This is a genomic window from Bradyrhizobium sp., assembly GCF_035652035.1.
Lineage (GTDB): Bacteria > Pseudomonadota > Alphaproteobacteria > Rhizobiales > Xanthobacteraceae > Bradyrhizobium.
Genome location: NZ_DASREO010000045.1, coordinates 1 through 14,420 on the forward strand (window position 1 = coordinate 1; position 14,420 = coordinate 14,420).

At 60.7% G+C, this 14,420-nt stretch carries 15 protein-coding genes; 9 read left to right on the forward strand and 6 right to left on the reverse strand.

Annotation, left to right across the window (positions count from 1 at the left end):
• Positions 1-255 (reverse strand): hypothetical protein (locus VFB05_RS13595; RefSeq protein ID WP_325013182.1); only part of this gene is annotated, 255 nt, incomplete at its 3' end.
• 73 nt (positions 256-328) lie between these two features.
• The gene (locus VFB05_RS13600; RefSeq protein ID WP_325013184.1) at positions 329-865 is read right to left on the reverse strand and encodes a 3-hydroxybutyryl-CoA dehydratase; all 537 of its coding nucleotides are present in this window, start codon (positions 863-865) and stop codon (positions 329-331) included.
• Between the two features lie 158 nt (positions 866-1,023).
• On the opposite strand from VFB05_RS13600, the gene VFB05_RS13605 reads away from it, so the two are divergent.
• On the forward strand, positions 1,024-2,058 hold the full coding sequence (locus VFB05_RS13605; RefSeq protein ID WP_325013186.1) for a hypothetical protein: 1,035 nt from the start codon (positions 1,024-1,026) through the stop codon (positions 2,056-2,058).
• Between the two features lie 150 nt (positions 2,059-2,208).
• Positions 2,209-3,288, forward strand: coding sequence for a TauD/TfdA family dioxygenase (locus tag VFB05_RS13610; protein WP_325013188.1), 1,080 nt, complete (start codon positions 2,209-2,211; stop codon positions 3,286-3,288).
• Between the two features lie 32 nt (positions 3,289-3,320).
• Here VFB05_RS13610 and VFB05_RS13615 read toward each other — a convergent pair whose 3' ends face one another.
• On the reverse strand, positions 3,321-3,629 hold the full coding sequence (locus VFB05_RS13615) for a DUF3551 domain-containing protein (protein ID WP_325013190.1): 309 nt from the start codon (positions 3,627-3,629) through the stop codon (positions 3,321-3,323).
• Between the two features lie 300 nt (positions 3,630-3,929).
• On the opposite strand from VFB05_RS13615, the gene VFB05_RS13620 reads away from it, so the two are divergent.
• The 5 genes from VFB05_RS13620 to VFB05_RS13640 all read left to right on the forward strand — a co-directional run bounded on the left by VFB05_RS13620 (position 3,930) and on the right by VFB05_RS13640 (position 8,532).
• A complete protein-coding gene (locus tag VFB05_RS13620; protein ID WP_325013192.1) occupies positions 3,930-4,847 on the forward strand; it encodes a formylglycine-generating enzyme family protein in 918 nt (305 codons plus the stop codon).
• A 70-nt stretch (positions 4,848-4,917) separates the two neighbouring features.
• Complete coding sequence (locus VFB05_RS13625) at positions 4,918-6,600, forward strand: arylsulfatase (RefSeq protein ID WP_325013211.1); 1,683 nt, start codon at positions 4,918-4,920, stop codon at positions 6,598-6,600.
• A 121-nt stretch (positions 6,601-6,721) separates the two neighbouring features.
• Positions 6,722-7,450 carry a hypothetical protein gene (locus VFB05_RS13630; RefSeq protein ID WP_325013194.1) on the forward strand — a complete coding sequence of 243 codons (729 nt, stop codon included), beginning with the start codon at positions 6,722-6,724 and terminating at the stop codon, positions 7,448-7,450.
• On the forward strand, positions 7,438-8,046 hold the full coding sequence (locus tag VFB05_RS13635; RefSeq protein WP_325013196.1) for a hypothetical protein: 609 nt from the start codon (positions 7,438-7,440) through the stop codon (positions 8,044-8,046). Before VFB05_RS13630 ends, VFB05_RS13635 begins: the two co-directional genes overlap by 13 nt.
• Before the next feature lie 21 nt (positions 8,047-8,067).
• Positions 8,068-8,532 carry a hypothetical protein gene (locus VFB05_RS13640; protein ID WP_325013198.1) on the forward strand — a complete coding sequence of 155 codons (465 nt, stop codon included), beginning with the start codon at positions 8,068-8,070 and terminating at the stop codon, positions 8,530-8,532.
• 868 nt (positions 8,533-9,400) lie between these two features.
• Here VFB05_RS13640 and VFB05_RS13645 read toward each other — a convergent pair.
• Both VFB05_RS13645 and VFB05_RS13650 read right to left on the reverse strand, forming a co-directional pair.
• Positions 9,401-10,846 (reverse strand): outer membrane protein, encoded by a 1,446-nt coding sequence (locus VFB05_RS13645; protein WP_325013200.1) that lies wholly within the window; start codon positions 10,844-10,846, stop codon positions 9,401-9,403.
• A 57-nt stretch (positions 10,847-10,903) separates the two neighbouring features.
• A complete protein-coding gene (locus tag VFB05_RS13650; RefSeq protein WP_325013202.1) occupies positions 10,904-11,908 on the reverse strand; it encodes a SphA family protein in 1,005 nt (334 codons plus the stop codon).
• A 530-nt stretch (positions 11,909-12,438) separates the two neighbouring features.
• Here VFB05_RS13650 and VFB05_RS13655 point away from each other — a divergent pair.
• Positions 12,439-12,714: a hypothetical protein gene (locus VFB05_RS13655; protein ID WP_325013204.1), complete on the forward strand. Its 276-nt coding sequence runs from the start codon at positions 12,439-12,441 to the stop codon at positions 12,712-12,714.
• Positions 12,715-13,287: 573 nt separating this feature from the next.
• Here the strand turns inward: VFB05_RS13655 and VFB05_RS13660 are convergent.
• Positions 13,288-13,986, reverse strand: coding sequence for a response regulator transcription factor (locus VFB05_RS13660; protein WP_325013206.1), 699 nt, complete (start codon positions 13,984-13,986; stop codon positions 13,288-13,290).
• Between the two features lie 227 nt (positions 13,987-14,213).
• Here VFB05_RS13660 and VFB05_RS13665 point away from each other — a divergent pair.
• Positions 14,214-14,420 (forward strand): hypothetical protein (locus VFB05_RS13665; protein ID WP_325013209.1); only part of this gene is annotated, 207 nt, incomplete at its 3' end.

A 14,420-nucleotide genomic window follows, 5' to 3' on the forward strand; every position in this document is an offset into this window, starting at 1 on the left:
GCCATCCAGAGAACGACGCTCCGCATCGTCCCGGTACGCGTCGTAGCGATCGCGACTGGGAAACGTGAGCACGTGCACCTCGAAAGGCTGGTCTGACACGTCGTCCGACGTCCTCGGCAGGCGGATCGCGCGCTCGATCGCGCCGCCATAGCGGGCCATGATGCGGGACACTTTGCGCTCGTAGGCCTCGAATTCCGCCTCGCGACCGCGGTTGACCCACAGTCTGACAACGATGTAGAGCGGCGCACTCGCCATGTTCATCTCATGGACCGGCAAATCCGCGGCGCGTGCCGAAGCCGAGCGCAAGCCGCGGCTTCGCAGTCTCGCATCAGAGCGACGCCGGCGCGGGCATCACCGTGCCGCACTTCTTGCAGGTCCGGAATTCTTCCGAATCGTAAAAATTGCGATAGGCCTGGGTCACCGGATCGGCGCGATAATCGTCCACCGCGTAGTTCTCTTCGTGCAGGAAACTGTCGCACTGCGGGCAGAACCAGAAGAAGCGGTCGATCTCGCCGGGTTTCCGGGCGCGCTCGATGACGAGCTGAAACGCATCCGGCGCGAACCGCGGCGAATGCGGCACGAACGGCGGCTGGAACAGGCAAGAGCCTTCCGGAACGACCGCGATCTTCTCGACGCCTTCTTCGGTCCGATAGTGCAGCTTGAGCTCGCCGCGCAGCGAATATTGAATCTCGTAGCTCGGGTTGACATGGAATTCGCTGCGGTATTCGCGGCCGCGCGCAACAAAAGCCATGGAGTCCGCCGTCAGCCACAATTGCTGGGTCCGCTTACCGGTCTCCAGCAGGCGCCGCATGATGCCTTCGAGATCGACATTCGGCATTTCGATCGACGGAATAGTGAACAGCATGACAGCACTCCTTCGTACCCGGACGGGGCCATGTCCTGGACGGCCAGTCGGCACAAGCGTAGCCCGGATTGCGCAAAGCGCAATTGGGACTACCGGCTGATTTATCCTGGGCGTCCGTGCTAAGAATGATGGGGTGTTGGTGCCTCCACGCGGGCAAAATGCGCACGAAGAGCGATCGGATGCGCCGTGCGGTGATCTTGTCGACGATTTCCGCCGCGCTGGCCGCGACCGTGATGGCCGCCGCGTTCGCCCAGTCTCGATCATTCTACGACGGCAAGACGATCACCATCGTGGTCGGTTATTCGCCGGCCGGCGGCTACGACAATTACGCCCGCATGCTGGCCCGCCATTTCGGCCGACACGTCCCGGGCAGTCCAAACGTCATCGTGCAGAACATGCCGGGCGCCGCGACGTTGACGGCGGTGCGCTATCTCGATGCGTCGGCGCCGCAGGACGGCACCGTCATCACCATGTTCGATCCCGGGCTGATTTCGGAATCGATCGCCGTGCCGGACACGATCAAGGTCAAATTCTCGGACTATCGATGGATCGGCAACATGCTGCGCGATATCCGGGTCTGCTACGCCTGGGCCGCGACCGGGATCAAAAACTGGCAGGACATGATGGCGCGCCGGCAGTTTCTGATCGGCACCACCGCCAAGGGCTCGCAGGCCTATGTCAACGGCGCCATTTTGCGAAAGATCTTCAACGCCCCGGTCCGCCAGATCGCCGGCTATCCCGGCAGCGCCGAGCAGCGGCTTGCGCTCGAGCGCGGCGAGCTCGAAGGCAACTGCGCCTCATGGAGCTCGATCCCGCCGGATTGGCTTGCCGAACGCAAGATCAATCCCCTGGTCCGGTTCTCGCCCAAGCGCCCGGCCGACATGCCGCAGGGCGTGCCCTATGTGGTCGATCTGGCGGCCACCAAAGAGGACAAGGATGTCCTGACGATTCTCGCCGCGCCGGGCGAGCTCGGCCGGCCGTTCATCGTCGCCAAGGCCGTCCCGCCGGAACGCGTGCGGATGCTGCGCGACGCCTTCGCGGCGACGCTGCGCGACGAAGCGTTTCTGGCCGACGCGCAGAAGCAGTCGTTGCCGGTCGATGCCGTCACCGGCGAGGAAGCGGAAAACGTCATCGCCAGGATTTATGCCGCGCCGCACGATCTGGCCAAAAAGGTCAAGGATGTGCTCGAATAGGAACGCCGACGCAAATGTTCACCTCACCCTGAGGTGCTCGGCGCGTAAGCGCCGAGCCTCGAAGGGCGAGGCCCGTGAGTCATCGGCCGGCATCCTTCGAGGCTCGCGCTGCGCGCGAGCACCTCAGGATGAGGAGTGTGGAGAACAGGCATGGCTGACTTCCGCAGCTTTCTTCGCAGCAAGCGCATTGCCGCCGAACCAATGCAGCCCGTGATCGATCCGGCCGGCTGGAGCTCGGAAAACTTGGGCAGCGTCGACGATTTCAGTTATGCGATCACCGATCGCGATGCCGATGAACTGGTCGCCGGTGTCGCTGCATTCCGCCGCCACGGCGCTCCAATCGAGGAGGTGAGCCGCGAGAATTTTCCGCTGCAGCGCTTCGCCGGTGTGCTGGCGGATGTGCGGCGCGAGCTGATCGACGGCCGCGGCCTCGTCATGCTGCGGAATTTTCCGCTGCAGCGGCTCGATCGCGAGCAGCAGGCGATCGCCTATCTGGGCCTCGGGGCCTACCTCGGCAAAGCGATGTCGCAGAACGCCCAGGGCCACATCCTCGGCCACGTCAAGGATCTCGGCGGCAACTACGCCGATGCCGACACCCGCGGTTACATGACCCGCGCCGAGATGCGATTCCACTCCGATGCCTGCGACTATGTCGGATTGCTGTGCCTGCAGACCGCCAAAAGCGGCGGCGCCAGCCGGGTTGCCAGTTCGGTCACGGTCTACAACCGCATGCTCGCGCAGCGCCCCGATCTTGCCGCGGCACTGTGCGGCGATCTTTATCGCTCGCGCAGCGGCGAGCTCAATCCCGGCGAGCAGCCCTGGATCAAGCATCCGATCTTCTGTTTCACGCAAGGCTATTTCAGCGCCACCGGGCTCGGCGCCGCGATCGACAAAGCGCAAAAGCTGCCGGGCGTGCCGCCGTTCACGCAAACGCAGCAAGAAGCGATCGCGCTATACCGCACGACCGTCGAAGCCTGCGCGATCGACATGGATTTCCAGCCCGGCGACATCCAGCTTCTCAACAACTTCGTCACCCTGCACACGCGGCGCGAATTCGAGGACTGGCCGGAGCCGCAACGCAAGCGGCACCTGCTGCGCCTGTGGCTGAGCGATCCATCGAGCCGGCCGCTCTTGAAAGTCGTGCGCGAAGGCCGCACCGGCCGCGGCGTTCAGCTCAAAGGCGTGAAGCTGATCGCGCCGCTCGACGTGACCGACGCCGCGGCTGCGTGAGTTTATGTCGCTGCTTTGGGCGCTTGCGACCCTCAGCGATTGCTTTGGTTTGGGATGCAGCTGTCCGCCGGGTTCATCTTGGACTCCATGCATTGCGCCATGGTGTCGTAGGCGCACTCGGTACTCGATCCGCGCTGCATACAGAAGGGATGAAATACAGACTGCTGCGCGAATGCGCTGGTGCCGGAAATCATTGCTGCGAGGAGCGCGGCGATCGTCATGAGGCGCATTGGAGTCTCCATTTGTTGCGCGACGAGGCAAACTACCCACTCATACGGCTTAACCGCACTTTGGCAGAAAGTGTCGTCGATTTCATCGAATGGCGCGAACGAGATTGTCATAAACGCACCCCGACACGGATCGGGAATACTTAAGTGTGCGCTCTGAATCGCCGAACAGTTTTGATGAGCAGACAACAGACCCGGCGACGATCTTTTATTTATACCAAACGCGCGCTTTGATGGACTTCGGTATAGCGCAAATGGACTACCGTCCAGGTAGGCGCGCTGCAAATTAACGGGCTAAAACCACCGTTAGGTCTTGTTTCTTCCGTCGCCCGGCATCTCCGAGGCACTGGGCGCGCATCATAATCAGTACGCGGGTAGGGGTAGCGCGCCGTGGATCGCAATGGCCTATCCAGGATGATCTACGTCCCCGGCTGCACGTTCCGCATGGGGTCCGATAAGCACTATGCGGAGGAGGCGCCCGTTCATCGAGTCACGGTGGACGGGTTCTGGATCGACAGCACGCCTGTCACCAATCGCGACTTCCGCAAGTTCGTCAACGAAACCGGCTACGTCACGTCGGCCGAGATTGCGCCCAATCCCAAGGATTATCCGGGCGCCCTGCCGCACATGCTCAAGGCCGGCTCGCTGGTGTTCACGCCGCCGAAACACCCGGTTGATCTGCGCGACTGGTCGCAATGGTGGACGTACAAGTTCGGTGCCAGCTGGCGGCGGCCTTACGGGCCGCGCAGCTCCATCAGCGGCCTTGACGACCATCCGGTCGTGCATGTGGCCTACGACGACGCCGAAGCCTACGCCAAGTGGGCCGGCAAGGAGTTGCCGACCGAAGCCGAATGGGAATTCGCGGCGCGCGGTGGACTCGACGGCGCCGAATTCGCCTGGGGTGACGCATTCATGCCGGGCGGCAACCCGATGGCCAATACCTGGCACGGCGCATTCCCGCTGCAAAATCTCGCGACCGACGGATACGAGCGCACGTCGCCGGTGACGGCTTTCCCGCCGAACGGCTACGGCCTGTACGACATGATCGGCAATGTCTGGGAGTGGACCACGGATTGGTGGTCCGCCAAGCATCCGCCCGACGCGGCGAAGGCGTGCTGCGTTCCGGAAAATCCGCGCGGCGGCCGCGAGGAAGCAAGTTACGATCCGTGCCAGACCAACGTGAAGATATCGCGCAGGGTCGTCAAAGGCGGCTCGCACCTTTGCGCACCAAATTATTGCCGGCGCTATCGGCCGGCGGCGCGGCACGCCCAGCAAATCGATTCGTCGATGAGTCACATCGGATTTCGTTGCGTCATGCACGAGCGATCTTAAGGGCGACGGACTAGCTCAACAACTGGAGAAAATAGCCATGAAGTTGAAAGGAAAGTTATGGCTTAGCCTGATGGCCGGGGTCGCCGCTTTGGCAACCCCGGATGTGCCTGCGTCGGCGCAGCAGCCACAGAAGCCCAACATTGTTTTCATCATGGGTGACGACATCGGCTGGATGCAGCCGAGCATCTATCACCGTGGTCTGATGGTCGGGGAAACCCCTAACATCGATCGCATCGGCAACGAAGGTGCGATCTTCACCGACTATCTCGCCATGCAGAGCTGCACCTCCGGTCGCAACGCGTTCTTTACCGGCATGTATCCGGTACGCACCGGCATGATCCCGCCGCAGCTTCCGGGCAGCCCATCCTACCTGCAACCAGGCACGCCGGCGCTGGCGGTATTCCTGCGCGATCTCGGCTACACCACCGGCGAGTTCGGCAAGAATCATTTGGGCGATCACACGGCGGCACTGCCGACTGCGCACGGGTTCCAGGAATATTGGGGCTATCTCTATCACCTCGATGCGATGCAGCAGGTGAGCTTCCCCGACATCAACAAGAACACCAACACGCAGACAGTGGCGCCGCCATGCAAGAACACGCCGATCCCCGGCATCGCGGAAGTGCCTGGCGCCGTCGATCCGAAAACCACCGTTTGTCTGACGCCGCCGCGTAACGTGCTTTGGTGCCATTCCTCCGACGGTACGGAGAAGAACCAGACTTGCGGTGATGAAGGTCCTCTGACGCTTGAGCGCTCGAAGACAGTGGACGAGGAGATCTCCGACAAGGTTGTCGACTTCCTCGACCGCAACGACCCGAAGAAGACCGGCAAGCCGTTCTTCGTCTGGTACAACCCGGCGCGGATGCACGTGACCACCGTGCTGTCGCCGAAGTATCAGGCGATGGTCGGCGAAACCGGCGGAAAAGATTGGGGCGTCAACGAAGCCGGCATGAAGCAGCTGGACGACAACATCGGCTATGTCCTCAAAAAACTGCAGGACATGGGACAACTCGACAATACCCTCGTCGTCTTCACCACCGACAATGGCGCCGAGGCGATCAGCTTTCCGGACGGCGGCGTGACGCCGTTCAAAGGCCAGAAAGGCGAGGCGTGGGAAGGCGGCTATCGTTCGCCACAGGTCGTCCGCTGGCCTGGTCACATCAAGCCGGGAACGGTGAAAAACCAGATGTTCGCCGCGCTCGACTGGCTGCCGACATTGGTCGACATAGCGGGCGGCCCCAAAGGCGACGGACTGAAGCAGCAGATCGAGGCCGGACGGTATCCCAACATCGTCAAGACCACGCTCGACGGCTTCGACCAGCGCGATTATCTGGAAGGCACTTCGGAGAAGTCTGCGCGCGATCACTTCTTCTATTACTCGGGCGCGACGCCGTCGGCCGTGCGCTACAAGAACTGGAAGATGTACTACACCATGTCGCAGCCCGGGCCGGCCGGCTGGATCATGCCGCTTACGCCGTTCCACTTCACACTGGTGCAGAACATCAAGCGCGATCCGTTCGAGCAGGCGGTCGGCATCGACCAGAAGACGGCCATGAGCCTAGGTGGGGCGCTCGGGGGGCCGGTGACGTCCTTCCAATACGACTGGAATATGCTGCCAATCGGTCAACAACTGTGGCTCAAGCACTTGCAGACGTTCGAGAAGTTCCCGCCGCTCCAGGCGCCTGAGAGCTACAACCTCAGTGGCATCATGGACGAAATCAAAAAGGCGGGCGCGCAGCACCCGAGCGATTAGCGACGCTCGGCGTTTTCGCGGACGCGCTGCGCGTGTCTTGGATGTGAACAGCGCGTCCTCTCTTTTTCATTTGGAAGTTTCAGCGGCGTATCGGAGACGATAGGTTGACCGGGAGAAATCAATGACCAAGAACTCTGCCAGTACCGGTATTGATCGCCGCACGCTGGTTTCGGGCATGGCGGCGGCGTCGGCCCTGGGCGGAGTGCTGTCGACTACCGCGCAAGCGCAGACAACCGCGGCGGGCGGCGGCTTTTCGTTCGCCGCCTGCGGCGATTCGCGCCCGATGATGTACCTACCTTACAAGCAGGGCAATCCAGACCTCGTCGAATTGTTTGTCGAAATGTTTGGCTTGGTCATGCCGGAGCGGGTCGCGGAAGCGGTCGTCAAGCGCGATGTAAAGATGATCTTCGATCCGGCCACCAAGGAACTCATCGAGGTCATCATGCCCTTCATGTCAAAGACCGAGGTCATGACACTGTCAGTAGACCAGGGCTGGGTGACCCGAGCCACGGTCGAGGACGTGAAATTGCTTCCCGGCGTGCACCGGGAAATGTTCCAGCTGCAGGGCGGCGACTGGGTGGCGCGTGAGATCGTGCGCGACGTGAAGGTCGGACGCGCCAAATTCGTAGTCAACAGCGGCGACGTCGTCTGGTGGGGCAATCAGGGCCTATCTATCAATGACAGCCCATATTGGAAGCGCCTGAACGACACGATGCTCAAGCAGCTGCCGCCCCCGGACAACGAGATGCGCGCCGCCGGGCTCGAAGGCCGCTGGTTCCTCTCAGCCGGCAATCACGAAGTCTGGGGCGATCCGAAGATCGCGGGTACGTTGACGCCGTGCCGTATCTGAAGAACTTCGGGGTGACGCCGGAGCGGCTGATCTACAAATTCGACTTCAAGGACGTGCGGTTTGTCTTTCTGTGGACCGGAAAATACGACTACCGGTCGCCCTCGCTGTGGGACGGCGATCGGCCAAAGTACGCAGAGCAGATGACGCAGTTGCGGCAGTGGTTGGACGAGGCCAAGGCCAAGGGCATCAAAAAGACGTTTATCGTCTTCCATTATCCGGTGTTCTGCCGCGCCGGCCTCGGTCCAATCCCAGAACCTGATAATCCCCACAAAGTGATTGCAGCCTATGCCAAGGACTTGGAATTAGTCGTCTTCAATGGGCACGTTCACACGACCGAGCTATATGACGTTGATGGTGTGAAATACCTGCTGTTGGGCGGCGGGGGCGCAGAACAAGACCCGATCCTCCCCGGCCGCACCAGTATCAAAGTCCCAGCCGACTATCCGCCGGAGCTCTACTGGAAAGGCCAGCCGCCGCGAGAGGAGTACAACTACGTCCTGGTGGATGTCGAACCGGGTCAGAAGACGAAATTCACCCTGACGCGCTACCGACCAGGATCGGCCGAGCCGTTCGGGACCGAGGCGCTGTTCACCTAGATCCTCCTGCCGATCCCGGTCATGGCGACGGCGCTTCTGATACTGCATGGTCTCGTCGCGGTCGCGCTGCTCGGCGCGATCACGCACCAAACGCTGGCGGCATGGGCACCATCTGGCGCCCGTCCAAGTTCCTTCTTCGGCCGCTTCCGCACCGTGCCGCCGGCCGCCTACACCAATGCCATCGTTGGTCTGTATCTGGGCGGCGCACTGCTGGGGGCGATCGTCTACCTGTATTTCAAGGTTGATATTCAGCCCGACCTGGAACGCGATCGTCACTGGCATGCGCTCGGCTTCTTCGATCTCAAGGAGGATTTCGTTGCGATCGGCTTGGGCCTGCTGCCGGCCTATTGGATAAGTTGGCGTTGGCCGTTTGCTGATAAGCGCGGCCGGACAGAGGTCGCCCTGACCACTATCCTCGGGTTCATTGTTTGGTGGGGCTTTATCGTCGGTCACGTCATGAATGATATTATGGGCTTCGGATCGTGACGTCCGCTCCGATATTTCGCCGCTTCGCCTTGGCCTACGGCACGGGGTTCGCGTTCATCTATGTGGTAGCGAGGGCAAAAGGGCTTGCGCTGTTCACCATCTATCCTTCGCTCGGCGTCGTCCTTCCGGGCATGCACCGTTCCCGCGATGTCGCCGATCCAGTTTTGGATTTTCTCGCGCCCGAGGTGTGGTGGTACGGGTGGACAGCCACGGCCGCTCTCGGCGCGTTCATGTTTGGCTCTATAGTTGCGCTGCTTCCCGCTCACTGGTCTCGCCGGCTTTGGCTGGAATGGGTATGGGTGGCTCCGATCCTCGCAATGATAATCTGCGTTTACTTGACAATTCCCTGGTTCCGACAATAGGCGCGCCGCGCTTTTTTGCTTGGCTCATTGCTGGGACGTACTTCTGGTGCCCATCCTCTCTTTTCATTTGGAAGCTTCTCCGCTATCGAGCGAGCGAGCAAGCAACACAGCGCTTGAATTCCTGGCACGAAATCGATTGCCAAGCTTTGCCGCAGGAAATTGTGGCGAAGTAGCTTTCCCTGTGAGCGCAATTATTGCGCGGTGGACTTGGTCCGCCGCCTCGGTGACAATTGGCCTGGGGTGTGGCTGCCGCTCGTTATCGGCGAGCGGTCTGGCACGGGGGGTCTCACAATGCAGCCTGCTGCAATCTGGATCGTTTACACATTGATGTTCGGCTATCCGGTTCCGACATACGACGAGCACGAGTTCACCAATCGAACCGCTTGCGAGATTCACATGCACTCGTACAGCGAGCAGATTGTCAACGCTTTTAAGCTCGTGTGTTCGAGGAAGTAAACCTCCGGGGACTAGCTCGCGACCCGGAGCGGACAGTTTTTGCGTGTCGCTTATTTCACGGGGAACAGCAGCGACAGCTCGGCGCGCAGCTGCCAGTTCGGCGCGCCGGCAGGATTGACCACATTGTAATAGGTCGCGATGTTCGCGCTGACCGGCTGCTCGCCGATTTTAAATATTCGCCCGAAGCCGCCGCCGATCGGGACAGTCCATCGCTGGTCCGGCGCCGCCAGCCAATTCGCGGTGATGACGGGCGACGTGGTCAGATACCAGCCGTGCGCCATATTATAATTGAAAAATGGCTGCGCCAGGAACGTGTTCACGGACGGTCGCAGCGCGTCGCCGCCAACCGACCACTGATTGTTGAGGAGCACACCCATCACGATGTGGTCCGGGGTCACCACGAAGACGGCCGTGGGGCCAAGCAGTACGCGTCCGGTGCCGAGGATTGGATCGGTGGCCGACGGAATGGTGAATACCGGCCCCGCCCCCCAGATCAGCGCGCCTGAGTGGACGGGAGAGAAAAACAATGACTGTGTGATGTCGCCAATACCGTTCGTGTTGCGGTCGAATACCGGATCGGGCTGGCTGATGACCGGAATGATGGTGCGCGAGATCATGTTCCAGTCGGCGTTGATGTGCATCGGCACGACCGGCTGAATGTTGAGAACCTCCTGGGTGCGACCGAACGGTGCGGCGTTGAAGTTCGTGTTGCTCTGGAAAGGAACGCTGACGAGATCAGCGATGGGATTTTGCGATTTTTTTGCCAGATCTTCATCTTCCGAAGGTTCGCGGGCGCGCTTGGGGCTTGCCGACGCAGCCGGTTCGGAAAGGCCGCTTTCGAATTTGTAGTTGATGCCGGCGGCGATCCATTGGACGTCGTGATTCAAAGCCACCGGGGGAACGGTGGCTGAATTCCAGCCGCCGAGCCCGAGATAGCCATATTCCAGTCGGACGGTCCAATGCGACTTGAATCCGTATTCGAGCCCGGCGCCGACGAGCCAACCGCCATTGGTATTCGTCCCGCTCCAGGTCAGGCCAGGCGCATTGAGTATCGCGCTGCTTCCCACCCATCCGCCGCCCAACTTGCCGTACACGAGCCAGCGGTCCTCGACGATGCCGGCGCGACCCGCCACCGTGCCGATCCAATGCTGACTGACCGAGCCGAGAGTTGGGGTAGGAAGGGGCGGATGATCGAAGGTCGCCCCGTCGAACGTACCCTCGACTCCAAACAGAAGATGTTCGTACTGAATGTTGTAACCGGCCTGAACGCCGGCGATGAACTCGGTGAGGCCGCCGTAAAAATTGTTGCCCGGAATGCTGAGGTTGCCGCTGCTCCAGGCGCCGCCGAAGTTCGCGCCGACATAGAATCCCGCCCAATTATAGGGCGCAGGCGCAGAAGCCGGTGGCCGTGCTTTCGTTGGCATGTCCGCGGCGTGCGCGGAGAAGGCGACGCTGAGTGCAGAAAAAACGAGGCTCGCAAAGCGAAAGTGTTTCACGATGCGCTCCAAATGGTTCGACAATTTCGCTGTCGATCCTTTCGGGAATCTCTCTCGCTATTTCGTCAGCATGTGCGACGACGAGGCCGTGGCGGTTGGCGCCTTCGGCGACAGCACGAACGTCAGCCACACGTTCCAGCCATCGGGCCTGGCATTGTTGTCAAATTCGCCATAGGCCTTGAGGTTGAGATAGCCCTGCTTGTCGCCGACCGGAAACAGGTATCCGATTTGCGGGCCGACGCCGATCACGCGCGACTCGAACGGACAGATGATCGGGGCGCAGCCGCTGTCCGGCGTCAGTTGCTGATAGAAATAGCCGACCAGGCCGACCTGCAACTGCTTGGTTAGAAATTGCGACGCGCCCCAATCGAGGTGCCAGTCGATGCCATTCGTATAGTTTGTCGCGGTGTTTTCGAAATTGCCGGTCAATCCAGTCACCACCGAAAACTCGTGGCCGGCCTTCTCATCGAAATAGGTATAGCCGACGCCGCCGTCGATGGCGCCATGGCCGAGGCCGATGTTGGCCAGATTGCTGGAGCTGTAGAGCCCGACCGGTATGTCACCGGTCAGATAGACCATGTAATTATTGACGCCGGCATTCCACCGGTCGACGAACATCGGAAGGAGATCGCCGACCCCGGAAGTGGTTTGTTGAAGGTCGATGGTTCTCGTGAAGGGAATTGGACCTACCGTTCCAGTCGCAGTCGCGTTCAAATGCGTGTCGTTGACGCCGACCAGGCCAAGCACACTGATGGCTGCCTGACCGCCGAGGAACGGTGTTGCAAAAACGTAGGTTGGAGCGACCATTTCGAGCGTTACGTTCGCGCGGATACTGGCGCTGACGCTGGTGTTCACGGCGGGATTGAATTGTCCGATGGTGATCTCGCGGGCCAGAGCGGCATTGCCGGTTGCCGAGACGTTGGTGTTGTAGAGTATCGACGTCACCGACCATCCCGGCTGCTGCGGCGTGGCGGCGAGGCTGCCAAAAAATCCGGGGATCCAGAAGCTGACGCCGCCCTCGTCGGCGCGCGCGGTCGTCGCCGCGGATGCGCAAAGCGCCAAGGCAAGACATGCCGCCGCTGCGCGAGACCGAACATGCGATCGACCAACCGATCCGTCAGCGGCTCCGTCAGCGAGACTGCAAGCTGCGCTCATGTTCGTCCCCCGTTTTGTGCTGTGTCGTCTCCTCAAGGCGCCGTAACGGTGCAACCGGAAGGCTAGTCGAACAGTCGCCGCGGGACCATCCGCAAAGCTTGGCCATCCACAAATTTTGGAAAATTTTCGCGGGCTGTGCGCTTCCGACAACATGCTTTGGTGTCGAACGATAACCCTTTGGTATCGTTCGCCGATAATCTCGGAGGCGCGGGTGGAGGCCAATTGCCTGCCGAAGCCGCGTACCAGTCCCGCGCTTTTGTCATTCTCACGTCGCCGTTACGAATGGTAGCTTTGCATGTCCGCGCGCGACGGCCGAAACAGTCGTCGGACGCGGGTGCGGACGTTCGACATTCAGGTTAGAGCGCGGAGCAATCGCCGCCGCGGGATGCGGTTGAATCTCGGCGGCACCTTCCGCAGGTGGATTCAGAGCGCCATCCATGCCGAGAATTCTTGCGCCGGCCGTTCTGTGCGTCCTTGTCTCGGCGTCAGGCGTTGCCTTTGCGTACGACTGCGCTCCGCATTGCGACTATGTCCACGATTACGGGCCTTATGATCTGTCATGGGTTTCGCCGGGCCTTGTCGGCATTCCGGTCTGCGATCGCCAGGGCAATTGCTCGCCGCACCTGGTCTACCGGCAATTCGGCCATCCCTGGCCGGGGATAAGGATCACGATACGACCGACGAATCGAGCGCGACCGCATGCGCGGCGATAACAAGGTCGATTGAAGGTGCCGATGCGCACGAATGACCCGCAATGGGGATGGCCTGCCACGCCGACCAACGGACGCGGCCGCGCATGAAAGTTGAGCGAAAACTGTGGCTTGGCCTCGTGGCTGGATTGGCGTCGGCGACGGCGGCAACTGCGCCTGCAGCCGCACTGCCCGGGTCTGGCATGATCGTGCTGATGACAAGCGATTCAGCACGGAATGATTTCGGCGCGTATTCTGGAGCAGGCAAAAGCGGGCAGCCAGCGGTCGCGCCGGCTGGCTCGCCGACCTTGGCGAAAAGTTCAAGCGCGCTGCCGGTCCATTGCATAAGGGAGTGCTATTTCACCCAATCGAGTACCGGGGGATTCACCATTGAATATTGCCACCGGTCTGCGCCATGGCGGTTCTATGACTTACCGCCCCCTCGCAGATTCCGGCGAGATAGCTGCCGATGAATCGGCGCGGCGTGAATTCGAAGACTGGCCCGAGCCGCAGCGCGAGCGGCACCTTCGGCGCCTGGGCGCTGAGCGATCCATCAAGCCGAGCGTTGCTGAAAGTCGTGAAAAACCCGCTGATGCCTTAATCGCGCTGCCTGGAGTCACCGTTTCGGATAGCCAAGGCTTCGGCCATCCGCACAAGGTCCGGCACGCTCTTTGCACTCAGCTTGATCATCATCTTATGGCGGTGGACCTTGACGGTGACTTCGCTCAGGCCGACCTCTGCGGCAATTTGTTTGTTCAATAGCCCTGCCACCACCAGCGGCATAATCTCTTTCTCTCTCGGGCTGAGGGTCTCGAAACGGGCATGCAGGTCCTTGAGCTCTGCCTCTTGCGCCAGTCGCGCCCTATGCCGCTCAAGTCCGGCGTAGATCGCGTCAAGAAGCTCTTGCTCGCGAACCGGCTTCGTCAGAAAACTGACCGCGCCTTCCTGCATCGCGCGAACGGCCATCGGGATATCACCGTAGCCGGTAATCATGATCGTGGGGATTTTCCTGGCGAGTTGTACCTGCAGGTCTAATCCGTTCATCTCCGGCAACCGGACATCCAAGATCAAGCAGGCCGGCCCCACTATCGGGCCGCGCCGAAGAAACTCTCTGGGCGCTGTGAAGACCTCGCAGCGCAAACCCACCGACTCGACCAACTGCTTTACGCCCTCACGAACATCGGCGCTGTCATCGACGACAAAGACGATCGGTTGTTCTGATTCGGCAGGATCGGGTTCGGCAGCATTGGCTGATCGCCCAGCACAAGTCTCCATGTGCCGTGAGCGCGCAAGCATCTTTGTCCCATGCATCGACACACCCAAAGTCCGGTTTTTCAGACAAGTAAAAAGAAGCCCTGCTCCGGCAATTCTATGAACTCCGAGCGCGAATAGCTAGGCCATATACTTTGGTGTATTTGGCAATCCTTTGGTTAATCGGATTGCCGTGCCGAAACTTAGTGCTTTCGTTGTTATCCTGTTGATCCTATTTCTGCTGCTCTGCTTGAGCGCCGCGAGATAACAAAATGCTTCAAAGGCCTGGTGAGGAAATCCGATTGTGCCACCGCGAGGCCGAAGAATGCGCTCGTCGCGCCGAGATTTGCCGCGTAATCTCGAAATCATTGGCCAAGTCGCCCGGATCCGGCGAAGCGGGCAATCCAAATCATCGCCCGACCGAACTGATCACGATCGTCGACGACGAGGATTGCGTGCCCGGGAGCTTGAGCACTTTG

Coding starts and splice junctions, on each gene's coding strand:
- VFB05_RS13600 (WP_325013184.1), bottom strand. CDS start 865: ATGCTGTTCACTATTCCGTCGATCGAAATGCCGAATGTCGATCTCGAA.
- VFB05_RS13610 (WP_325013188.1), top strand. CDS start 2,209: ATGGCTGACTTCCGCAGCTTTCTTCGCAGCAAGCGCATTGCCGCCGAA.
- VFB05_RS13655 (WP_325013204.1), top strand. CDS start 12,439: ATGCCGAGAATTCTTGCGCCGGCCGTTCTGTGCGTCCTTGTCTCGGCG.
- VFB05_RS13640 (WP_325013198.1), top strand. CDS start 8,068: ATGGCGACGGCGCTTCTGATACTGCATGGTCTCGTCGCGGTCGCGCTG.
- VFB05_RS13660 (WP_325013206.1), bottom strand. CDS start 13,986: ATGCTTGCGCGCTCACGGCACATGGAGACTTGTGCTGGGCGATCAGCC.
- VFB05_RS13615 (WP_325013190.1), bottom strand. CDS start 3,629: ATGACAATCTCGTTCGCGCCATTCGATGAAATCGACGACACTTTCTGC.
- VFB05_RS13620 (WP_325013192.1), top strand. CDS start 3,930: ATGATCTACGTCCCCGGCTGCACGTTCCGCATGGGGTCCGATAAGCAC.
- VFB05_RS13605 (WP_325013186.1), top strand. CDS start 1,024: ATGCGCACGAAGAGCGATCGGATGCGCCGTGCGGTGATCTTGTCGACG.
- VFB05_RS13630 (WP_325013194.1), top strand. CDS start 6,722: ATGACCAAGAACTCTGCCAGTACCGGTATTGATCGCCGCACGCTGGTT.
- VFB05_RS13625 (WP_325013211.1), top strand. CDS start 4,918: ATGGCCGGGGTCGCCGCTTTGGCAACCCCGGATGTGCCTGCGTCGGCG.